Origin of the sequence: Gilliamella sp. Choc4-2, assembly GCF_001690355.1 — a bacterium.
GTDB classification, from domain to species: Bacteria; Pseudomonadota; Gammaproteobacteria; order Enterobacterales; family Orbaceae; genus Gilliamella; species Gilliamella apicola_A.
Genome location: NZ_LZHG01000004.1, coordinates 83,506 through 106,045 on the forward strand (window position 1 = coordinate 83,506; position 22,540 = coordinate 106,045).

Here is a 22,540-nt window from a genome sequence, read left to right on the forward strand (position 1 = left end):
AATCATGCCATCCAAATACCAGCCGCAAGTTTCCGCATGGCGCGAGGATTTGCATAAAGGAATATATACAACAAAATCACATTTAAGTAATAATAAAAAACTACGTTATGCTAATGATGATTATTGTGAATTTTCAAGAAGATTACCTGTTATGCAATATTTTCTTCGTTGCATAACAGTAATCTTCTCTTTAATATTTGTTGTATCTATAATATTAGGAATATTATTTATTATTTATATTATTACTAAACTAAATGAAGGTAGGTCTATATTTATACTTTGCACTTTTTTAATAATATTGTCATTTCAACTTTTTCTTCAGATGTTTTTGAATATTTGTTTTGCTCCTGAAGATTGTCCCATTCGTTTAAATAGAAAAACAGGTAAGGTTTATATTTATGACCATTTCCTATTATATTTTGGTTCATTAAGAACGTTTACTCGCTCGCCCTTTAGAGCCAAAGAGATCAGTGTTAAAGAGTTTAATTGGGCAGATATTCAAGGTTGTATGACCTCAGTATCAGTTCCTCTTGCTAGTGGCGGAATGGTTAGAAGCTATCGTCTAGAATGTGTGGTATGCGAGCCTAATACCACTAAAGTGATTGACCACTTTCTACTAGCAGCCTATAGCAGTTTAAACTATTACGAATGGATGTGGATAAATAGCTATATGGCGTTTTCGGATAATAATTTGGATGCCGAATTTATGCCAGAAGAAGAATTCACATGGCCAATCAAAGTCAATTGGCCAGAAGAAATCGACAAAAAATCCAAAGCTAGCTCGCTTGAAGAGTATCAACAAATAGATGCCGAATATAAAAAGCTAGGAAATAAATAATGCCATCCAAATACCAACCGCAAGTCTCATGTTGGCGCGAAGATTTATACAAAGGGGTTTATACAACGCAATTGCCTTTAAGTAATAATAAAAAATTACGTTATGCTAATGATGATTATTGTGAATTTTCAAGACGAACTACAGGATGGGGGAAAATTGGTCGTTTAATTACAATGATTTGTCTTTTTTTAACTATGGTTATGATTTTATTTGTATTGTATATGGTAACGCCAGGTATAGTTGAGGATGAAATAAGAAATAAACTTATACTTATACCAAGTTGTATTGTATTTATTTATGTTGCTTATATTTTAATTCAGCTTTTTTTCTATCTGCTATATGCCCCCGAGGATTGCCCCATACGTTTAAACCGAAAAACAGGTAAGGTTTATATTTATGACCATTTTTTATTATATTTTGGAGCATGGTCTACCTTTACTCGTTCACCCTTTAGAGCCAAAGAGATAACCGTTAAAGAATTTGATTGGGCAGATATTCAAGGGGTAATGAGTTCAGTTTCGGCACCGATTGCCAGTGGTGGTATAGTCAGAACTTACCGTATTGAATGTGTGGTATGCAAACCTAATACCACCAAAGTAACCGATCACTTTATTCTGTCTACTCATAATTGCCTAACCTATGATGAATGGATGTGGATAAATAGCTATATGGCGTTTTCTGATAATAATTTGGATGGGGAGTTGATGCCAGAAGATGAGTTTACATGGCCCATCAAAGTCAACTGGCCAGAAGAAATCGACAAAAAATCCAAGGCCAGCTCGCTTGAAGAATATCAACAAATAGATGCCGAATATAAAAAGCTAGGAAATAAATAATGCCATCAAAGTACCAACCGCAAGTTTCCGCATGGCGCGAGGATTTGCATAAAGGAATATATACAACAAAATCACATTTAAGTAATAATAAAAAACTACGTTATGCTAATGATGATTATTGTGAATTTTCAAGAAGTTTTACAGTAATGAGATTTTTTTTTCGTTTGGTGACTATTTTTTTTTCATCAATAGTTATTTTATTTTTAATATTTGCACTCTATTTAACTTTACCAAGTATTTTGAGGGGAACTAAACATGAAATGTTGTTGTTAATGTGCTGTTTTATAGGTTTGTTTTTGATTTATTTTTTCTTTCAGATGTTTTTGAGTGTTATTTTTGCTCCTGAAGATTGCCCAATACGATTAAATCGTAAAACAGGTAAAGTTTATATTTATGACCATTTTCTTTTATATTTTGGGTCGTGGGCAACTTTTACTCGCTCACCTTTAAAAGTAAAAGAAATTACGATTAAGGAGTTTAATTGGGCAGATATTCAGGGGTGTATGACCTCAGTATCAGTTCCTCTTGCTAGTGGCGGAATGGTTAGAAGCTACCGTCTAGAATGTGTGGTATGTGAGCCTAATACCACTAAAGTGATTGACCATTTTCTGTTGGCAGCCGATAGCAGTTTAGGTTATGACGAATGGATGTGGATAAATAGCTATATGGCTTTTTCTGATAATAATTTGGATGCCGAATTTATGCCAGAAGAAGACTTTACTTGGCCAATCAAAGTCAAGTGGCCAGAAGAAATCGACAAAAAATCCAAAGCTAGCTCGCTTGAAGAGTATCAACAAATAGATGCCGAATATAAAAAGTTAGGAAATAAATAATGCCATCAAAGTACCAACCGCAAGTTTCCGCATGGCGCGAGGATTTGCATAAAGGAATATATACAACGCAATTACATTTAAGCAATAATAAAAAACTACGTTATGCGAATGATGATTATTGTGAGTTTTCAAGACGCCCAAACGGAATCGGTGTAATTCTCCGTTCCTTTCTAATTTTTATATCGTTTTTTTCGCTACTACTTACAATATTTGGAGTATTTGTAAGTTTTTATGATATTAATATCATGCAGTTAAGGGGGATAGATATTTTATTTATTTTTTTGGGAATTATTTTTATTTTTATTAGCTTTGTTGTACTTCAAATTTTTCTAACAACTTTATTCATGCCAGAAGATTGCCCAATACGCTTAAATCGTAAAACAGGGAAAATTTATCTTTATGAACATTTCATCTTATATCTAGGATCATGGGCTACTTTTACTCGTTCACCCTTTAGAGCTAAAGAGATAACGGTTAAAGAGTTTAATTGGGCAGATATTCAAGGTTGTATGACCTCAGTATCAGTTCCTCTTGCTAGTGGCGGAATGGTTAGAAGCTACCGTCTAGAATGTGTGGTATGCGAGCCTAATACCACTAAAGTGATTGACCACTTTCTACTAGCAGCCTATAGCAGTTTAAACTATTACGAATGGATGTGGATAAATAGCTATATGGCGTTTTCGGATAATAATTTGGATGGGGAGTTGATGCCAGAAGATGCGTTTACATGGCCCATCAAAGTCAACTGGCCAGAAGAAATCGACAAAAAATCCAAGGCCAGCTCGCTTGAAGAGTATCAACAAATAGATGCCGAATATAAAAAGTTAGGGAATAAATAATGCCATCAAAGTACCAACCGCAAGTTTCCGCATGGCGCGAGGATTTGCATAAAGGAATATATACAACAAAATCACATTTAAGTAATAATAAAAAATTACGTTATGCGAATGATGATTATTGTGAGCTTTCTCGGCGCTTCACAGGGATGGGAAGCTTATTAATTAGATTGATTGTTATTATTCTTTTCTTTATATGTGTATTGATAGCAAATTCTGGATTAGTTGCTGTACTTTTTGCTATATTTTATTTTGATACCTATAAAGCACTATTTATTTTTTTATTTTTTGTGTTTTTAATGTGCAGTCAAATATTTATTCAATTTTTTCTTACTTTTTTATTCTGTCCTGAAGATTGTCCTGTTCGCTTTAACCGTAAAACAGGTAAGGTTTATGTTTATGACCATTTTCTGTTATATTGTGGCTCATGGGCTACCTTTACTCGCTCGCCCTTTAGAGCTAAAGAGATAACCGTTAAAGAGTTTAATTGGGCAGATATCCAAGGATGTATGACCTCAGTATCAGTTCCTATTGCTAGTGGCGGAATGGTTAGAAGCTATCGTCTAGAATGTGTGGTATGCGAGCCTAATACCACTAAAGTGATTGACCACTTTCTGTTGGCGGGCAGTACCAGTTTAGGTTATAACGAATGGATGTGGATAAATAGCTATATGGCATTTTCGGATAATAATTTGGATGCCGAATTTATGCCAGAAGAAGAATTCACATGGCCAATCAAAGTCAAGTGGCCAGAAGAAATCGACAAAAAATCCAAAGCTAGCTCGCTTGAAGAGTATCAACAAATAGATGCCGAGTATGAAAAAGTATAGTAAATCAATATGTTGATGTGATAAAAGTTAAATTTTTTGTAAAATAGACTAAAATACGTTCATAAGCAAGAAAATAATAAAGGAAATAAAAATGAGTAATTTAAAAGCGGTGATTTGTTTTGCTAATTCAACAGTTCATGGTGGGAAAGTTATTACCGTATCAATAGCTTTAAATGGTCATAAAAGCGTTTGTAGGAGCTCTTTAATCTTATCACTATTAGAAGTAGGAAAAAGCTAATGTCTATAGATTTAACATCACTGCCAAAGCCAATGCCCGAAGCTAAAAAGTTAAATTTAAGATTATGGGCGCTTTTGTTGATTGTGTTTATATTTATTGGCACTATCATTACAGTAGTTGCCAGTTTTTTTTATCGTATCCCAAATGCTCTATTTTTATCGGGAGCTTTTGTTTTCCCTGTGCTTATTTGGGGTGGGCTTTTTTTGTACCGTTTTTATGCTTATAGTTATCGCAAAATTTATAATAATGAATGGAATTTATATCGAGAACAGCGCAAAGAGGAGATGATAAATGATGGGCAAAGAGGTTTATCGGTTTTAGGGTATTCGCTTATCACAGAAAAAGGAACAATCGGAAATGCCGCTGCTTTGATAGATAATCGTTTTTTAATGACTTCAAAACACCATCCTACATGCTCGACTGTTGTTCCCCATACTTCTTTATTTTTAAATAGCGAAATAGATATCAATAACGTTAATGGTTACTTAACATTTTTATTTAATCAGTGGAAAAAAGAACTCAAAAATAAATTTTCCACCCTTTTAGCTCATGAAAATATTCATGTGCGTTTATTTATGGAAATTGGTAAAAGTGTCGAAATAGATAAATTACAAACATTATGGAATGAAACAATAGGAACAATTATTCCTCACCCAGCTAGTTTTGTATTTGAAAAGCCAAGCGATTCAAACACATTTATAGAGTCATGGCTAGATAATGAAGAATATTATAATGATTTACTTCTAATCTTCAATCTACACCTGTTCGATATCCCGACTAAAAATGAAGGCGAATTTGCATCATGGCTTTTTTTAGCCGGTGAAAATACCGATATTGGCGCCTTGTTAGAGGATGACTCTATATTAGTAAAAGTACACCGAAGTGAACAAACTTCGTCGTTAAGCCAAACTATTGATAATGCTTTGTTATGGGGTAATGTCAATAATGCAAGTTATGATAGCGTATGGTATAACGGTGTATCTTCAGAGTTAAAAATTAATATTGCCAATTACTTTAATCAAATTGAGTTTAAACCAAAGAATATGTTGAATGTTGAAGGCTCTATTGGTTATGCAGGGCTTTGTTCATATTGGCTATGCTTGTCTTTAGCTATTGAAAATGCCTATAATTCTAAAAGTAACCAGTTGATAGTAATTGGGAAACCTCAAAAAGCTACTGTTTCTGCTGTTTCATGTTCGCAAAACAATAATAAAAGCAGTAGTGATAATGGAATTATTTAACATGGTTTTTATTGAGTAAGATAAAGTTTGCTAAAAGCGAAAGTTATGGTTTTAAATAAAGTGAATTTCGTGTGTGTGCATGAAATTTACTTTTAATGTTAAAAATATCCGAAATTAAAGCAGTTTTTAAGTTAGGTTAGATTTCACGTTTTTTAGACTTTTAGTAAACAAAAATGAACCTAGTGTTCTTCTCTGACCAAAAAAGAATTAATCTCTATTCTCCATTATAAAACTAGCCGTTGCATCAATTGTGTTGAGGCTTCCTTCGACCTTTAGTTATATGCTACCAGTATATCTAATTGCAATTTTAAAACTTTTGTTATAAGTGTACTTCATTGATACTTTCAGGATGATAGCATAGCCTTCAAGACTTGTTACTGTTGGATTTGATATACTTTGTAGGGTTTAAAAGAATGTTGCTGTTTATTGATTTGGTGCGTGGGCGGGACTTGAAAAGCACTGTTTAAATCATTTTTCATAAAGCATTGTGTTTGTTTCTTCTATTTGCTGTACCCCCATTTGTACCCCCAAAATAAAAACTGACCCCCAATATTAGGTATTTTAATCTTGCCAAATTGAAAGGTTAAAAATTGGTTTTAGAATTTTGACGGTGTAAAAATTTATCTAGGTGAGCGGTGTCCATTAATTATGGTTTAGATTTTTATACCTCTCCCCATAAAAATAAAATTTTATAAAAAAGTGTTTACGGTGTTCACTACCTGATTGAAGCCTTATTCTAAAAGGGTTTGAGCGGTGTATACTTGAATGTTTACTATTCACAAGTATACACTTTATGTATTCACTCAATAAAAAACCGCTAAATAATAGCGGCTCATAATTATAATAACGATATTAGTTATCTAATAAGTTATCCAACAAGTTAGATGGTGAAATATATGTTCTAACTCTACTGTTTCCAATAAGCAATAATAGTCCTTTATTTTCTAGCACTTTTAAATCCGATCTTGCTGTATTTTCAGATACACTGTATTCAATACTTATTGATTTTGCAATAAATTGCCTACCCGGTTCTTTAGCTGCTTTTTTAAGAATATCAATTTGTCTAAAATTTAACTCTGATGCTTTTTTAGAATTTTGAATTCTAGTTAAGAAGTCCGATAATTCTTGTTGCTTTCTTCGTAGATAAATATTTAATTCGTCAATCGACCGTATAATAATATCGATTTGGTGGTATAGAAAATAAGTAGTATCTAATCCATCATCTTCTACATATAAATAAGCTTTTGCATATTTTATTGGTGCTTTTTTAATTAATTTACTTATTGATGTATATTCAAATAACCAATAGCCAGACTTCATCATAAACCAATAAAATAAAGCTCTTGCAGTTCTTCCGTTTCCATCTCCGAAAGGATGAATAAAGCCAATAAAAAAATGTAACAATATTGCTTTGATTACAGGATGTATAAAAAATTCTCCTGATTCACAATCATGAGGAGTATTAACAAAATTACATAAATCGTTCATCAAATCATTAAGTTTGTCTGCTTTAGGTGGAGTGTAAACAACTTCCTGTAGATGGTTTCTAACATAAATATCATCTGTTTGTCTAAACTCACCACAGACAGCATTATTTTCTATCGCTCCCTCTGTTGCTATTTGATGAAAACTCAGAATTAAATCAATAGATAAACTTTCATTTTTCATTTCCAATGCTTTTTTCATCAATGAATAATTATTCACGATCATAATTTCAGCTTTGTTTTTTGGCTTTCTATCTAATTCAAGCATTTCTTTTGCTATTCTTCTTGTTGTTGAGGCTCCTTCAAGTTGAGCCGATGAAATAGCTTCTTCCATAATTAAAGAATGAACTAAATATTTATTATTAACCCCATCCATCGACTCAGGATTATTCATCCCTATATAACCACTGGATTTTTTATCTATTGTGTGGAGATCTCTTTGTAAAGAATCAGGAACACAAAAACTAAACTGATATCCCCCTATGTTAATTTTTTTATTTGATTGGAGTCTAGACATTTTAGTCGCAGCCCATGCTAAATCAATATTAATATTTTCATCATTTTTTTTATATTTAAAGTCATTCCAATGGAGATACCGACCTTTTGCATCAGTTTCCTTGAATTTACCCATAACATTAATTAAATCAGAAGGATTAATGACCTTCATAATTTCATCGAATGATTTAGCGTGTGATATTCTCATGTTTAACTCAATTTTTTAAAATTGAGTTAAATGATATTATTTAATGACCATAAAGTAAATATTACATTTAATAAAAAATTTAGTTTTACTGATAAATAAATACTATTACAGGTTATCTTATAAAATCTTCGGCTTTAGGTAGCCAATCTTTACACATATCTGGGTTTATTTCTAAATTAGTTTTTACCCCTATATTAGTTCGTTTTTTAATGTACGCCTTTCTATTTTCTTTTATGGCGTAATTTAATGATAAACCGAACCCACTCAAGGACAATGGATTATTAAGCCCTGTATTTCGCACATACTCAATATAAGCATGATATAAATATTTTTTAGGGTTAAATGGTATTATGCCTAAATTACCCATAAGCATACCATTGGGATGATCCAGCACATCAAGATAACTACAAAAATCTACCAAGTGGTCAGATTCGCGTTTAATCGCCGTCGCTTCGTCTGATTGTTGTTGCTGGTGTAGTCTTTCTTTAGCTTCTGCTGGACTGGTAAACTCATTTAATAGCAACCTCACAATTGAGGGGAGCTCTTGCTCTATTTTGCTAACCAAGTTTAAATCTCGCTCTTTTTCAGGGATGACCTCGCCAAAGTGAAAGATACCCCTACGCCGTGATATACCGCCGTTACGCTCGTTAAATCTCATTGCCTCGTTATTGATAACCAAGACTACCGCAGGGATTTTACAAGAATAGGGTTGCTTGTGTTTTGGGTCTATTGCGACTTCATCACCGCCAGTAATTGCTTTTAATCCTGCGCCACTGCCCATATAACGCGGTTGGTCGGGTAGTATGACTAATGAGTAACCCACGATTAAGGCTCTGTCCCTTGCCTTTTCTAATGCGTCCATAGTGCCTATTACAGTATTGTTTTTACCTGATAACATCGTCGCAATCTCAGCAAAAACACTTTTACCGCTACCGCCTGCGCCTGTAACCTCTAAGAATAATTGCCAGTCATGGCGATTAGCCAATATCATATATAGCGCAGCTAAGATATTTTTAGCCTTATCTTGATTGCTTGATGCTCTTTTTAGCCATTTAGCGAAGTTGGGCGCGTGAGTATCGAAAGATTCCTTTTCCTTGGCAGGGTAGTAATCAATATCATTACTGACTAATAGCCAATCTTGCTTATTGTGAGGTCTAAAGGTTTGGCTTTTTAGCTCATATACACCATTTTTAAAGCAGATTAAATCTTTCTGAGGTGTTCCCATTATCGGTAGGGACAATCTGAGCGATTCAACCGCTGAGCTAATTCTTAATGGGTTAAATGGCTCGCCTGATTGAGTAAATAAATCGGCTAAGGTTCGCATTAGCATTTTATCGCTGATGGGTTGCCATGCGTTATCTTGATAGTAATAGATTTCATCGGTAGTAAGATTAATTGCAAGGTTATTATCATAATATTGATTGAGTAGCTCGGCGCGTTGGCTTGATGCCATTTGCGATAGGTTCATACTTGATAACTCGGTTTGCATGTTAAGTTTTGTCACGGTGGGTAACTCTGGTTTTATGAGGTTTTTATTAAAATGAGTCAAAGCGTTATCACTCCCAAATTGTTGCCTATAATCATCCCAATCACATTTATAATCTGTATCAGGAATGGAGTAATAACCATTTACCGCTTGAGCTGCTTCTATTGCTTTAGCTAAGCCCGTATTTGGGCTTTGGCCAATATCGTTATCACCTGCAATAATGATTTTAGCGGTCGGATTTAGTTCACGAATAGACTTAGCTACATGAATAAGATTGCCTGCGTCCATTGCTGATATAACCATAGATTGATGGCGGAATTCCGTTATTGATATTCCAGTCGCTAATCCCTCGCAGATAATAATTTCATTATGTGCGAGCAAATTTGCGTACACCTCGGTAGGTCTGCTCAAAACTGAGCGCACTAATATAAAAGCACTTTTCTTATTTGAGCCTCTCATTAAGTGTTTACTGCCGTCTAGTTCAATAAATTGACCGCCTGTGTATTCATTATAAAGATTCAGCATGGGCACAAAAATGCGCCCGTTATCTAACAAGGGTAAATCAAAGGTTAACCCTTTCTTGGTCAGGTATTGAGATTGCCCTAATGTTGCTTTAGATAGCAAATATTCCACTTTTTTGGATATGGAATTATTTTCAGTTTTACATACGGGATTATCTGGTATGTTATTGTGGTTTTGACCAACATTCAGGTTTAAACATTCCGCTACTTTGTTTGATGCTTCTTTAGCCTCACAGTGATAATAGTTTTTGATAAGCTCTAAGCCGTCACCACTACCGCACTGGTTACAGATGTAAGTACCTCTGCCATTTTGGTTATCAAATCTAAATCTATCCTTACCCCCACAGACAGGGCAGGGGCAATGCTTGCCATTACCCACCTCAATACCTAATGATTGAAAGATATAATCCCATTTACCTACGGCTTGGGCTGTAATTTCATTGATTTTCATTACATCCCCCCTTAATGAATTGTCGAGCTAGATTCAGATTTAATATCTTCGGCTAAATCAATAAATAACGATGCAAACATTTCTTGCCCGAATTGTGTTAGTGCCATAGGTTTATTATCACTTTCGGCGTACATCTTTTTTAATAGTCCATAGGTACGATTTAAGCCATCACTTTCGCCAAAGTCTTCAATTAAGCTATCTTTAAGATTCATTTTTAGCCCTAACACAATTAAATCTTTATCAATATCAATCTTGATACCCTCATGAATAAACACCTTGGCACCGTTTTTATTAATCTGCTCAATTAAAAATAAACCTGCTATAATCGCCATGGTAGAATCAACGATACTGTGATGAATTGCTGTTACTTCTTGCTGATTATCCATGATTTACCCCCTTAATTTGTGTCATGTATCGCCTAACTTCGGGCGGTAATCGTTTGGTGACATCAGCAAGCAAGTCAGGGATTTCATCCTTGCCAAAAGAAAATAGTGCTACATATTTGCCATTTTTAAGCCTTAATGCGGTAATAGTGCCGTCATTGTTATGGACAAAATCAAACTCTTTCATTCTTTGCCTCCTTGCGCTCGGTTTCACTTCTAAATAGCTTTTTAGAATCGTTAATTAAGTCTGATACAGCATCAAGGGCAGAGGATCGTAACTTATCGCTAATAGCCGTATTTGAATTATATTCAATCATTAAAAGCATTGTGATAGCCTCTGCTTGACCTAATTTTGTATTGATAGTATTTATTGCGTCTAGTGAGATATTAGCCATTGTTTTTCTCCTCCATTAACCCATACTCTTGTAACTCATCAAAAGCTTGCTCTACTAAATCAACGATAACCCACAGTAAATTACTCATATCGGCTTGTTCGATAAAAGGCTCGTCATATCCTGCGCACTTATAATTAGTGTTATCCAAAGCGATTTTAGCCATGCTCTGAACTTGAATAAGTTTAGACTCAACATTACAAATTAACTGATCATTACTCATGGCTGTAACCTCCAAAGTTTCTTGCTCTTTCAATGACTGGATATAAGCGAATTCTGGCAATAAAGATAAGGGATGATTTGCCTAGGCTCTTGCGTGCTTGGCGTTCGGTTGTTGCCGTTATTTGGACTACTTGAGCCATTGATAGGTCATAGAATTTAAATAGTTTGGTTTCACGATTACCCTTTTCTTGATGATTCGTTTTCAACATACTATTTACCTCCCTTATGGTTTTGCGTAGCATCAAGTAGGTTAATTTGATTTGAAGCGAAACAAGCGACATCCCTTAATTGTGCTAGTAAATAGCCAATATCGCGCATATCACTTTTAAGGTTCTGCTCGGAATAACTCTCACTTTCACTAGCCCAAAACATCAGGTTACCAATCGCACCTATTCCATATAGAATAGATTGCTGTAGTTCTTCAAAGTGATTCTCAGCTTGTAATAAATGGTATGTTGGAATATCTGCTTGATAGAGATTTAAAACAGAAATTAAATTAGATAGGTCAGGTTGCCCATTTTTAGGGCGTAGGGTATCATTACTATTAGCCATAGCATTACTCCGTTTAATGTTTGTGGTTAGATCCCTTGATAGTGTTGCGAGCACATCAGGGGATTGTTTTTTTAACCTAATAAATTTATTAGGTGTGTGCTCACTATATTTTATAGTGTAGGCACACGTCAAGTCTTTTTTATTATTTAGCGATCGTGTATAGTGTCTGCACACTAATAAGCATCTTTTAGGTATAAAAATGGCTACAGGTAACAAAAATAATAAATCGGATAGAAAAGCAATCCGCTTCCCCCATGATTTAATAGAACAAATAGACGAACAGTCCAAGAAAGAAAATACTAACTTTTCCGCTTGGGTTATTGCTACTTGTCGCGAAAAACTAGCTAAATTAGATAAGAAATAATCTTTTAACTTAATGCCACTGATTGGTGGTTTTTGTTTTCCCATTCTCCTTTTTATGGACTCAAGAAACATACTTTTGAAATTCAACCCCATGCAATGATTAGTACGCATTAAAAAAACGGTTTTCACTGCGTACTTAGTGCGTACTTTTACACTGGCTTCCGTTTTGGTTTCCACTGAAATAGGCTTTTTTGACTGAAAACTAGAATTATTGCCAACCAAGAAAAATGATTTCACCTTTTGGATGGCATTAATCCCATCAAAATAGCAATTTAAGCGATTATTTAGGGCTTGGGTATATTGCCCTATTGCTAGGGCGTTAAATGGGTGTGTAGTCATCATAATTAAGCCACCTTACCCAATAACCGAATCATGTAGCTTTGTGATAGCTTGATGAGTTCTGCTTTTCGTTTTTCATAATTCCAACCCATATCTATTAACGTGATATTGGATTTCTCAAGGTAAGCTAAGTGATTAAGTTGTTCTTCGGTGATATGGTCGCGAATATCACCCGTGAGATTATGAGCTTTTCGGTAAGCCTTTGCTGTCATACCAAGTACAATACGATTAATCATATCAAATTCATTAGTATAGTGATGTGGCTTGGTCTCCTTGCCTAGGGATAATCGCTGTATAGTTAAAGCGTCACACATAGGACGGCTATAATCTGCGACTTCTAAACGTGCTTTTAACCGCTTAAGCGCTTTCTTTTGGATTGCTGGCGCGATTTCTTTAAGGTGTTCTTCACAACGTATAAAGTACTTTCTTATTGCTCGTCCTTTCTCGTTGTTTTCAATCATCGCCAATTCTTTAGCGGTTCCGATTGTGAGAATGTAATCTTTTTCTGGTCTACCGCGTCGGGTATTTTTCGCCAAATTTGGCGTTAATTCATTAGGGAGGGATATCCCCCCATTGGGGAAGTACTGCTCATTATTTGCACTTTGATTCACCAAAATGGGGGAATCAAAGATGAAAAAATCATCATTTAAAGTAAAGCCGTATTGCTCAATTCTTCCTTTTATCCAATTAGAAAAGTCTCGACCAACACCAAGAAAAAGATGTAATTGTTTTGCGCTAACTGTTTGCTGTAATTTACCGTTTAATTGTGTTTCTGTTACTGGCACTAAATTATTAAAATCTGTCATTTTTTATCTCCTAACGTGTCCGAAAATTCCCCGTTTAGCTAAATTTAGGCAAAGGGATACCGTCAGCTCAAAAATGAGCTTTGCTATAAAATCAATTAATTAAGCTGCTTTGCTTGGGTAAAGTGCTAAAATTTGGCTGATATCTGATTCAGTTAATAAGCTATTTTCATAACTAAGAATCAGATTAACTACCTTTTGAGCATCTTCCCTATTGGCTAGGTAATAGCGATAATGTGAGCCTATTCCGTCGGTATTAGGTTCATCCATGCGCTTTAATGTGATACCTAACTTTCTTTCTAGTTCTGAACAGTAATTTCTACCGCTAGAAAGCCTACAGGTGCGCAATATCTCATTTTCTGTAATACCATTGTCACCAGTACACGCAATTAATAGGTAAGCTCTTGGCTTTTTAGGTAGCTTTTTATAATTAGATTGGCTATGATTGGAAGCGTCAAGATTCCAATGCAAGCCCTCGATTATTTCGCGATATAGAGGGTTTTGTTTTATCACCATTATGCTACCTCGCGACGTTCTACTCTGCGAGATTCAAGCCAAGAGTAAATCTCATCAGCTCGATAGCCAACACGGCGCAAGCCAATTCTGATTTTTTGGGGAAAGGTTTCATCTTTCTGTTCTAGTGTATAAAGGCTAGTGTCAGATTTGAAATGTAGTAAGGCTTTTACTTCTTTTTTGGATAGGATTTGATTGGTCATTCGTTACCTCATCTAAAAGTTTATAAAACAAGGTAACTATATCAAAAAGACAAGGAGTGCTGTATGGAAAAACAGTTATTTTATTTTTCTGAGAATTTTACAAGATACAAAACTCTCTACTAATAATTACATATCTAGCAGAACAGATGTTGTAATATTTTTTAAATGTTCGTTTTTTTCAACAAATAATTTATATAATCGTAAATATTCATCCGTAAAGAGATTCTCTGCGAATGGTTTTATAGTATCTTTAATTACATAACTATCTTTTAATTCATCTTTAAAAACCAAAAATGATAACAAAGTGTCACTGATAGAATATGAGTTAATACTACACCATAAAAGAATATCTATTATAGGTAATGCTCGGTAAGATACGATTTTTTTCAGTGATTGAATGCCAATATTGACTTTTGGTATTTTGGGTTCTTCTATTTGTAATGACTTTCGCCATATTGGTAAAAATTTTTCCATACTTTTTAATATTTCTTCATCAGAATACGTTTTTATATTACATCCAATAATTAAAGGAAAAACAGAAATATCGTCACCTTGAGTCATTTTTGATATCTGGGTAAAAGTTCCATGCTTACCATAATGGAATTTATTATTATTCAAGGTTAAAATTTTCTCATCAAAAAAAAGTTGAACTAATTTTACTAAACCATGTAAGTTTAATGGAACTAGGCTACAATCATCAGGATATGGCATTACTTTAGAGGAAGATGTATAAGAATTTTTATTATCCAAAGAATTATCATTATCATTTCTATGTATGTATGGATCACTATATAATGCAGAGTAAATGGTTGACTCTGCATATTCTTCATTATCATATAAATCATAACAAAATAGACGAGTTTCAAATTCTCTTAATAACTGTTCTATTGTTATCGAAGAAATAAAATCATAACGTTCTAATTTAAACCATTTTAGATCATGAGATTCTGCTTTAAATAAACCTGTCTTTTTGCATGTTTTAACCATACGCCCCTCACGCCCTAATAGATATTTGCGCCAGTTCGCTAGGGTTGCGAATATTCGGGGATCAGCCTAGACGCAAATAATACATTAATATACAGTTAGGTACATTATAGCACTGTGTTTATATACATGGAATGGGTTTTGGGGTATTTGAAACCAATATGAAGCGACTAATTCAAAACTGAGGATTTAATAATTTCAGGGTGTTGAGTGAAATACGATTGCTGAGTGTCAATAATATTAGGCATCACATCATCATTAGATAACACATTAAAAGATTGGTGCATAAATTTTGTGCCATCAAATCGTAGAGAAACGAATCTATTCCATTCATTACCATTAGAACACAACAAATCAAAAATAACTAAAATTGGTTTATTTTTGATTTTACATTCTTTTAGACGAGCAACCACATCCTTTAAATTATCTAAAGGTGATTCATGGTTAAGTGCTGTAATAACAATGATGTCATTGCTATTTAATAATGAATAATTTATATCAAACATTTATATTAAGTTCTTTAAGTGCGAGTATATAATATTACTAATTCTATTCATTTCGTTTATATCACTTATCATTCTACTTGAATCAACATATTCATTCATATGGAATAATCTATTTCTATGTTTGTTAAAAAACTCAAAAGCATCACATAGTCTCTTTTGCATATCCTTACATGGTATTTTTTGTTGATATTCTTGTTTTATGGAGAAACTCTCATTTGGCGTTTTTTTAACAAAGAATCCTCCAAAAGAATCAATACCCTCACACTGACTTGCAATGAGCTCATACTCAAGCAATTTCTGCTTTAACATTCCTTCTAATGCTCTGAATTCGGGATAAAGTAACATACAATAATCAGGAAGCTTGGGTGATGTAAATTTGACACAAAAACTAGATAATAACAACGACTTTATACTGTGATTAAATTGCTCAAAAATATCCTCACCTAACTGACTTTTTAAATGAAACTCAGCCATTCCTAAATTTAACACTTCCGCCCGCGAGGAGTCAGACTTCATTAATACAGATTCGATTCCTGAAAGATTTAACAAATCAGATATATAATAAATCAATCTTTTATAACAAGTTAGCGGCTTACCTTGTATTTGTAAAGTTCTATTTTGGTGGTAAGTTAACTTAATAGCGTCATTATAAGTGCTAGAAGTAACATTAAATAATTTAATCTTATTTTTTTCTTCCTTGCTAATATTTATATCTTCATATTCAGAATCCAACTCATTAATAACAGAAATAAATTCATCTTCCGGTATATTTTTTAGCGACATATTAACCGTCATAAATTCATCTGGATTAATGGTATCAAACAGATAATCCGCTAACTTCTTACCCTCCGCTTGGTTCTTCCCTTGTGAATATTGAATTGTCGAAGTTCCGTCCTTATTAAAGAAAATAGTTATTAAACAAACTTCTTGATTTGGATGATAAAACTCTAAGCGCCATTTAGAATTATCTTCTTCATCTTTATGCAAATTAAATCTATTATCCTGAAGATAATTAGTAATACTTTGCCTCAAATTAGTTCTATCTAAAGGTAAATCTTTATAGTTTCTTTCATTCATGATCATTCTCACAATGAACAATTTACGATACCTAATTAGTATAAAAAATGGGGACGGATAATATTTCAGTTTGTTTTAGATGTCAATGGAATTAACAATATATAACTGAACATAAATGAACGCAACTAATTAAATTTTTTTGCGCACACATAAAAAACATTCATTCTAATCATTTCTTAACCAATCTAGGCATTAATCTATCAATATAATCACTAACATTATGCCAGTAAATACTTTCAATATGAGTTAATTTAGCCTGTTCCCTATCAAACCGCTTGCGACTAATTCCTTTTGACACCTCAAATAAATAAGAGCATTTAACACTAATTTTAAATATTATCTTTGTATTTATAATTTATATTTTTTGGCTTTTGTGCTACATGTAAGCATTTTGTTAATTTATGAATTAAATATTCAATCTCATCACTTTCAAAAACCAAATAAATATATGAATCAACATCACTATAGTATTTACTTTCAATATCCCACTCAGGTGAAATATACCCTTTATTTATGATATTTTGGAAATGCCAATCTTCATGGTTTTTTAGTGGGTTAATAACTTCCGTCATCCAAAAATATTGATGATCCGTATTTTTTCCTTTAATAAAAAAACCTAAGAAATTATTCTTCCTGTCATACTTAGCAAATAATGTATTTTCGGGTAAACAATGTAAATAATGATCTGTGCATGGGTACATTACAATTCCTCTTTCATAATAATAAAAATGTTACCGTTTAACCTATCTAGGCATTAGCTTATCAATATATTTATTAGCGTTACGCCAGTAAATATTTTCAATACAGATTAATTAGCTTGTTTTAAATCAAAATGCTAAAGATACAATTATAGCTGTCTTTATTATGAAGATAACTGCTTGTCTTATTTTATCATCCAAATTTGGATCATCTTTATCTTCTGCTATTAGTTGCTGTTCGTTAAGTATATTTTCCGTGCGTACCTCTTTAGTGCGTACCAATTCATCAGGTTTCACATTAGCTAAACCAAAGATATATAACTATTGTTAGTACGTATCTATTAAGTACGTTCTTGGAGTGCGCTAACTTGTTAACTGCCTTTTATGATTAAATTGGTATCCATTTATTAAATACCTTTTCACTGGATACTTGTTGGATACCTATATAAGTACTAGTAATTATATATTAAATGGATTTTCGGATATTTAAATTCTATAGGAAGCGGCTCAATTTGAGAGTCTAAAAATTGAGCGGATAACAAGCCTCTAATTACTCGTAAAACATTTTTATGCTCTTTGCTTGTCGGCGGTTAAACCCTTTGATGGTGGCGATACTAGTTCTATGCGCATTGGTTTAGATTTGACTATAATGCTACTACCCATAGATTGATGATCTAATGTCTGCTTTTCAGAATAACCATGATTAGCAAGCATCAATTTAGCAATACTCGCGTTAAACTCGCCTTTTAAGCCTTTATTAATTAACTCCACTTCTTGGCGCGCTTTGATAAGTTCTAACAGATCCTTAAATTCTTCGTTTGAACTCGCATAATTATATAAACTTGACCTTGAACAGTTAGCATATAAAGCCAGTCCAGCCATAGAGGGAATGATTTCGCCATTTTTGATATAGCCCTGTTTATGTAAATACGCTTGCCCTAGTTTTAACATGTCCTTTATCTTTGATTTTCGCCCTGCCATATTACCACCTAACTTACTAATAATAAGGCTATTATAATCCAATAAGGCGAATTATTAGATTGCTTTCTAACGTGTCCAAAAATTCACTAAACCAACCAAGAGGAGGGGGGAGTAAATTCCTACGACCTTATACGCTCTAAACCGCCTACCCTCCTTTTTATGCAAAACCGCGAATTGAAATAATTTTTTTGACTGCTATTACTAAATGGGTAACCATAAATAGCTATGGTTGAGTAATTCAATTTAATAAACCTGCTGGCTTTTTAGCAGATTGCAAATGTAATACCTGTATGGTGGAAATCACAATAGAGCATTTATTCTTTTCCTCTAATAATAGCCCTGGATCAACCTTAAAATCATCCTAGCTTAACATTATGATTAATAATTATTTTATTTTAATAAAAAAATAACGCTATTTAAATATATTTATATTTCAATTAGTTAATTACAGGTTCAAGATTATTTTAATAATGTGTATAGTAGTGAACAGTAGTGAATACTAGTGAACACTTTATATTAAAAGTTTAAGATTATGGGGAGGTAAGCATAAAAACAGCCTAATGACTGGGTAAGTAAAGGGTGACATTTGAAAAACCACCCCTCAGATATGAGGAGTGGTTATTATGGATAATTGAAGTTTGTAACCCAAATATGGGGCATGGTATGAATAGCGCGATATGGTTAATGATTAACTAGCTTTAAATTGCGGTTACCTGATAGTGAGACATTTCCTTGGCTTGCTTGCTCGACAAAGTCACCCCACCAGTCAAGCATAATACGCTTTTGATGTTCATATTCTGCTTTGTTGTAGGCTCGCCTTACTGCGTTTTTATCTACATGCGATAACGCGCTTTCAATGACATCATAATTAAAGCCTTGTTCGTTTAAAGCGGTACTAGCTAAAGCTCTTAATCCATGCGCAACTAACTTATCTTTGTATCCCATGCGCTTTATTGCCATGTTAGCGGTTTGGCTACTCATTGGCTTGTTATAAGGCGGTCTTGCTGTTGGGAAAACAAACTCACTTTTATGATTAATAGATTTCATTATCTCAAGTATTTTTATTGCCTGCGGTGATAAAGGTATATTGTGTGGTCTATCCATTTTCATGCGTTCGGCAGGAATACTCCATAATTTTTTATCTAGATTAATTTCTTCCCACTTAGCCCCAACGGCTTCACTTGGTCGCGTTAATGTTAATAACTGCCATTCAATCACGCATCTGGTTTGTAATTCAATCTTTGCCATAGCTAAAGCTTGCATGAACTGCGGTAACTCAGTAGGGGGAATAGTTGGCTGATTTTTTACTTTCGGGCTATTAAATACGTCGGTGATTTTGGCTAGAGGGTTATTATCGATAATTCCCATATTGACAGCATAATACATTATTTCATTAATTCGCCGGCAAACTCTTTTTACTGTTTCGTATTTATTATTGTTATTTAATGGCTGTAATGCGTTAATCGCTTTGATAGCTGTTACTTGGTTTATTGGAATATCTTTTATATAAGGGAAAACATGATTTTCTAATGAACGCCAAGCCTTTTTGAGCGTTTGTTCTTCTAAACCTTGTTCTGTTTTGAATTTGAACCATTTCTCAGCCATAGCGTAAAAGGTATTATTACAAGCTTCTTGCTTACGTTGTTCTTGTTCCGCTTTGTGATGTTGTGGATCTACACCTTGCTTAATTAATTCGCGCGCTTCATCTCGTTGTTTTCGTGCCTGCTGTAGCGAAACTTCTGGATAACTTCCGAAGCTTACAGTAGTCCTATTATTAGTTATAGGGCGGTAATATCTGAATTGCCATATTTTTGCTCCCGTTGACTTAATAAGTAAAAGCAAACCATTTCCATCATAAATAGGATAATCTTTACTTTGTGGCTTGGCATTCTTTATTTGTGTATCCGTCATTGGGGTTACTTTTTTAGGCATACTTTTCTCTTATGGGACTATCAAATTATTTTAATATGTTTGCATAGTCCTTAATATAGTCCTAAAAATTTTGGTTGTAAATGTACCTTACTGATACTTAATGGGCAATAAAATAGACTTTAAGGCTTGTTATTACTGGATTTGATGTGCTTTATAGGGTTTAAAAGAATGTTGCTGTTTATTGATTTGGTGCCGTGGGCGGGACTTGAACCCGCACGCCCTTAGAGCACTACCCCCTCAAGATAGCGTGTCTACCAATTTCACCACCACGGCACTGTTTTTATTCAGGAATATCTGATGTTGGATTTTTACTTGTTGGTTGTTGTGTGATCGGAGCTTTTTGTTCATCTGTATTTTGTTGTGTTGCTACCGGTGCACTTTCATTCGCTTCGATATTATGGAATTCGCTATTTTTACTTGAATTCCCCATATTTGATAATACGATGCTTATAACAAAAAATAGTACCCCTAAAATAGCTGTTGCATGAGTTAAAAAGTTACCACTTCCAGATGAGCCAAATAATGTTGCTGATGCACCAGCACCAAACGATGAACCCATATCAGCACCTTTTCCGCGCTGGATCAATACTAAAATAATTATCACAAGGGCAATAATCAAATAACCTGCAATTAAAAGTCCGTACATTTCAACCTGTCAATTTTTATGTGTTATACAACAAAATTTTATAGATGCGAAATATTAGCGAAAGAGTGGCCAACAAGCAAGTATATTTTGCTATTTTCTGTATTTATCGTAATCAATTGTGTGTTTTTGAGGAAAAATAAGTATAATATTGCCATTTTTATATAGTTAGTACGCCTTAGTTTTATGAAATTTATAGTTAAGCTTTTTCCCGAAATTACCATTAAAAGTGACTCAGTTCGTTTGCGATTTATTAAGATATTAACAAGCAATATTCGTAATATTTTAAAGCACCATATTGAGAACGTTGCAGTCGTCCGTCATTGGGATTTTATAGAAGTCCGTCCGAAAGTTGGCAATAGTGAAAATCAAATATTAAATCTATTAATGCGTATTCCAGGTATTCACCATATCCTCATTGTTGATGAGTTAACGTTTGTTGATCTCCATGACATTTATGAAAAAACATTAGATTATTATGCACCTTTGATTGAAAATAAAACATTTTGCGTGCGAGTTAAACGCCGTGGGCAACATCCATTCTCTTCCATTGATGTTGAGCGCTATGTGGGTGGCGGACTTAATCAATTTGTTGCTTCAGCCAAAGTTAAATTAACGCAACCTGATATAACTGTTAATTTAGAAGTTGATAAAGATAAATTGTTGCTTGTGAAAGGTCGATACGCCGGTATTGGTGGTTTTCCTACAGGTACTCAAGAAGATGTTATTTCGCTTATTTCTGGTGGCTTCGATTCTGGTGTATCAAGTTATATGTTTATTAGGCGTGGCTCAAGGGTACATTATTGCTTTTTTAATCTTGGCGGAAAAACACACGAAATCGGTGTTAAACAAATGGCTCACTATTTATGGGAGCAGTTTGGAAGTTCACATAAAGTTCGTTTTATCTCTATTGATTTTTCTAATGTTGTCGGAGAGATATTAGAAAAAGTTGATGATGGCCAAATGGGCGTTATTTTAAAACGTATGATGATTCGTGCAGCATCTAAAGTGGCTCAGCGCTATAAAGTTGAAGCGCTTGTAACTGGTGAGGCATTGGGGCAAGTATCAAGCCAAACGCTAACAAATTTGCGTTTAATTGATAATGTTAGTGATACATTGGTTTTACGTCCACTTATTACTCACGATAAAGAAACCATTATTAAGCTTGCTCGCCAAATTGGCACAGAAGACATTGCTAAAACAATGCCTGAGTTTTGTGGGGTAATATCAAAAAGCCCTACTGTTAAGGCCGTTAAAGAGAAAATTGAAGCGGAAGAGCAGAATTTTGATTTCTCGATTTTAGATAAGGCCGTTGAAGAAGCCGAAAATATTGATATTCGTGAAATTGCTAAACAAGCTAATACAGTTATTACTCAATTGAAAACGGTTACATCAATTAATCCTGAACATATTATTATTGATATTCGTTCCTATGAAGAACAAGAAGAACAACCACTTGTATTAAATGATGTCGAAATTAAATTAATTCCATTTTACAAATTAGCAACGAAGTTTGCTGATTTAGATCAATCTAAGCAGTATTTACTTTATTGTGATCGTGGTGTGATGAGCAAATTACAAGCACTTTACTTAATTGATCAAGGTTTTTCTAATGTTAACGTATTTAAAATCCAAAATAGACAATAATTTTG

Annotated in this window: 27 protein-coding genes and 1 tRNA gene; 8 read left to right on the forward strand and 20 right to left on the reverse strand. The window is 33.8% G+C overall.

Annotated elements, in window-relative coordinates:
- Positions 1 to 4: 4 nt before the first annotated feature.
- The 7 genes from A9G34_RS00725 to A9G34_RS00750 all read left to right on the forward strand — a co-directional run bounded on the left by A9G34_RS00725 (position 5) and on the right by A9G34_RS00750 (position 5,652).
- A complete protein-coding gene (locus A9G34_RS00725) occupies positions 5 to 838 on the forward strand; it encodes a DUF6708 domain-containing protein (protein WP_065568578.1) in 834 nt (277 codons plus the stop codon).
- The gene (locus tag A9G34_RS00730; RefSeq protein ID WP_065568579.1) at positions 838 to 1,674 is read left to right on the forward strand and encodes a DUF6708 domain-containing protein; all 837 of its coding nucleotides are present in this window, start codon (positions 838 to 840) and stop codon (positions 1,672 to 1,674) included. Before A9G34_RS00725 ends, A9G34_RS00730 begins: the two co-directional genes overlap by 1 nt.
- Positions 1,674 to 2,507, forward strand: a complete 834-nt coding sequence (locus tag A9G34_RS00735) for a DUF6708 domain-containing protein (RefSeq protein WP_065568580.1) — start codon at positions 1,674 to 1,676, stop codon at positions 2,505 to 2,507. Before A9G34_RS00730 ends, A9G34_RS00735 begins: the two co-directional genes overlap by 1 nt.
- Positions 2,507 to 3,346, forward strand: coding sequence for a DUF6708 domain-containing protein (locus A9G34_RS00740; RefSeq protein WP_065568581.1), 840 nt, complete (start codon positions 2,507 to 2,509; stop codon positions 3,344 to 3,346). Before A9G34_RS00735 ends, A9G34_RS00740 begins: the two co-directional genes overlap by 1 nt.
- Positions 3,346 to 4,173 carry a DUF6708 domain-containing protein gene (locus tag A9G34_RS00745; protein WP_065568582.1) on the forward strand — a complete coding sequence of 276 codons (828 nt, stop codon included), beginning with the start codon at positions 3,346 to 3,348 and terminating at the stop codon, positions 4,171 to 4,173. Before A9G34_RS00740 ends, A9G34_RS00745 begins: the two co-directional genes overlap by 1 nt.
- Before the next feature lie 91 nt (positions 4,174 to 4,264).
- Positions 4,265 to 4,411, forward strand: coding sequence for a hypothetical protein (locus A9G34_RS10665; protein ID WP_155268310.1), 147 nt, complete (start codon positions 4,265 to 4,267; stop codon positions 4,409 to 4,411).
- Positions 4,411 to 5,652, forward strand: a complete 1,242-nt coding sequence (locus A9G34_RS00750; protein ID WP_065568583.1) for a hypothetical protein — start codon at positions 4,411 to 4,413, stop codon at positions 5,650 to 5,652. Before A9G34_RS10665 ends, A9G34_RS00750 begins: the two co-directional genes overlap by 1 nt.
- Before the next feature lie 852 nt (positions 5,653 to 6,504).
- Here the strand turns inward: A9G34_RS00750 and A9G34_RS00755 are convergent.
- The 20 genes from A9G34_RS00755 to secG all read right to left on the reverse strand — a co-directional run bounded on the left by A9G34_RS00755 (position 6,505) and on the right by secG (position 20,891).
- Entirely contained in the window at positions 6,505 to 7,839 is a 1,335-nt protein-coding gene (locus A9G34_RS00755; RefSeq protein ID WP_065568584.1) for a Fic family protein, read from the reverse strand.
- Between the two features lie 112 nt (positions 7,840 to 7,951).
- On the reverse strand, positions 7,952 to 10,297 hold the full coding sequence (locus tag A9G34_RS00760) for a primase-helicase zinc-binding domain-containing protein (protein WP_065568585.1): 2,346 nt from the start codon (positions 10,295 to 10,297) through the stop codon (positions 7,952 to 7,954).
- 11 nt (positions 10,298 to 10,308) lie between these two features.
- On the reverse strand, positions 10,309 to 10,683 hold the full coding sequence (locus A9G34_RS00765; protein WP_065568586.1) for a hypothetical protein: 375 nt from the start codon (positions 10,681 to 10,683) through the stop codon (positions 10,309 to 10,311).
- Positions 10,676 to 10,867 (reverse strand): hypothetical protein, encoded by a 192-nt coding sequence (locus A9G34_RS00770; RefSeq protein ID WP_065568587.1) that lies wholly within the window; start codon positions 10,865 to 10,867, stop codon positions 10,676 to 10,678. The genes A9G34_RS00765 and A9G34_RS00770 overlap by 8 nt, the downstream gene beginning before the upstream one ends.
- Complete coding sequence (locus A9G34_RS00775; RefSeq protein ID WP_065568588.1) at positions 10,854 to 11,075, reverse strand: hypothetical protein; 222 nt, start codon at positions 11,073 to 11,075, stop codon at positions 10,854 to 10,856. Before A9G34_RS00775 ends, A9G34_RS00770 begins: the two co-directional genes overlap by 14 nt.
- Positions 11,068 to 11,295 carry a hypothetical protein gene (locus A9G34_RS00780; protein WP_065568589.1) on the reverse strand — a complete coding sequence of 76 codons (228 nt, stop codon included), beginning with the start codon at positions 11,293 to 11,295 and terminating at the stop codon, positions 11,068 to 11,070. The genes A9G34_RS00775 and A9G34_RS00780 overlap by 8 nt, the downstream gene beginning before the upstream one ends.
- Positions 11,288 to 11,503: a host cell division inhibitor Icd-like protein gene (locus tag A9G34_RS00785; RefSeq protein ID WP_065568590.1), complete on the reverse strand. Its 216-nt coding sequence runs from the start codon at positions 11,501 to 11,503 to the stop codon at positions 11,288 to 11,290. The genes A9G34_RS00780 and A9G34_RS00785 overlap by 8 nt, the downstream gene beginning before the upstream one ends.
- Before the next feature lies 1 nt (position 11,504).
- Complete coding sequence (locus tag A9G34_RS10925) at positions 11,505 to 12,551, reverse strand: hypothetical protein (protein WP_065568591.1); 1,047 nt, start codon at positions 12,549 to 12,551, stop codon at positions 11,505 to 11,507.
- A 2-nt stretch (positions 12,552 to 12,553) separates the two neighbouring features.
- Entirely contained in the window at positions 12,554 to 13,354 is an 801-nt protein-coding gene (locus A9G34_RS00795; protein ID WP_065568592.1) for an antA/AntB antirepressor family protein, read from the reverse strand.
- Positions 13,355 to 13,453: 99 nt separating this feature from the next.
- Positions 13,454 to 13,867, reverse strand: coding sequence for a hypothetical protein (locus A9G34_RS00800; RefSeq protein ID WP_081295225.1), 414 nt, complete (start codon positions 13,865 to 13,867; stop codon positions 13,454 to 13,456).
- Complete coding sequence (locus A9G34_RS00805) at positions 13,867 to 14,067, reverse strand: helix-turn-helix transcriptional regulator (RefSeq protein WP_034914929.1); 201 nt, start codon at positions 14,065 to 14,067, stop codon at positions 13,867 to 13,869. The genes A9G34_RS00800 and A9G34_RS00805 overlap by 1 nt, the downstream gene beginning before the upstream one ends.
- 126 nt (positions 14,068 to 14,193) lie before the next feature.
- The gene (locus A9G34_RS00810) at positions 14,194 to 15,054 is read right to left on the reverse strand and encodes a DUF6387 family protein (RefSeq protein WP_065568594.1); all 861 of its coding nucleotides are present in this window, start codon (positions 15,052 to 15,054) and stop codon (positions 14,194 to 14,196) included.
- 167 nt (positions 15,055 to 15,221) lie between these two features.
- The gene (locus A9G34_RS00815; RefSeq protein ID WP_065568595.1) at positions 15,222 to 15,557 is read right to left on the reverse strand and encodes a type II toxin-antitoxin system RnlB family antitoxin; all 336 of its coding nucleotides are present in this window, start codon (positions 15,555 to 15,557) and stop codon (positions 15,222 to 15,224) included.
- On the reverse strand, positions 15,558 to 16,634 hold the full coding sequence (locus tag A9G34_RS00820) for a type II toxin-antitoxin system RnlA family toxin (RefSeq protein ID WP_065568596.1): 1,077 nt from the start codon (positions 16,632 to 16,634) through the stop codon (positions 15,558 to 15,560).
- A gap of 329 nt (positions 16,635 to 16,963) precedes the next feature.
- The gene (locus tag A9G34_RS00825) at positions 16,964 to 17,335 is read right to left on the reverse strand and encodes a hypothetical protein (protein WP_065568597.1); all 372 of its coding nucleotides are present in this window, start codon (positions 17,333 to 17,335) and stop codon (positions 16,964 to 16,966) included.
- 126 nt (positions 17,336 to 17,461) lie between these two features.
- Positions 17,462 to 17,629, reverse strand: coding sequence for a hypothetical protein (locus tag A9G34_RS10670; protein ID WP_176700607.1), 168 nt, complete (start codon positions 17,627 to 17,629; stop codon positions 17,462 to 17,464).
- Between the two features lie 270 nt (positions 17,630 to 17,899).
- Positions 17,900 to 18,313 carry a terminase small subunit gene (locus A9G34_RS00830; RefSeq protein WP_065568598.1) on the reverse strand — a complete coding sequence of 138 codons (414 nt, stop codon included), beginning with the start codon at positions 18,311 to 18,313 and terminating at the stop codon, positions 17,900 to 17,902.
- Between the two features lie 681 nt (positions 18,314 to 18,994).
- On the reverse strand, positions 18,995 to 20,245 hold the full coding sequence (locus A9G34_RS00835; RefSeq protein WP_065568599.1) for an integrase domain-containing protein: 1,251 nt from the start codon (positions 20,243 to 20,245) through the stop codon (positions 18,995 to 18,997).
- Positions 20,246 to 20,432: 187 nt separating this feature from the next.
- Positions 20,433 to 20,518 (reverse strand) — tRNA-Leu (locus A9G34_RS00840).
- Positions 20,519 to 20,525: 7 nt separating this feature from the next.
- The gene (gene secG / locus A9G34_RS00845; protein ID WP_034944360.1) at positions 20,526 to 20,891 is read right to left on the reverse strand and encodes a preprotein translocase subunit SecG; all 366 of its coding nucleotides are present in this window, start codon (positions 20,889 to 20,891) and stop codon (positions 20,526 to 20,528) included.
- A 183-nt stretch (positions 20,892 to 21,074) separates the two neighbouring features.
- Here secG and thiI point away from each other — a divergent pair, with 183 nt between their 5' ends.
- A complete protein-coding gene (thiI, locus tag A9G34_RS00850; RefSeq protein ID WP_065568600.1) occupies positions 21,075 to 22,535 on the forward strand; it encodes a tRNA uracil 4-sulfurtransferase ThiI in 1,461 nt (486 codons plus the stop codon).
- The last annotated feature ends 5 nt before the right edge of the window (positions 22,536 to 22,540 follow it).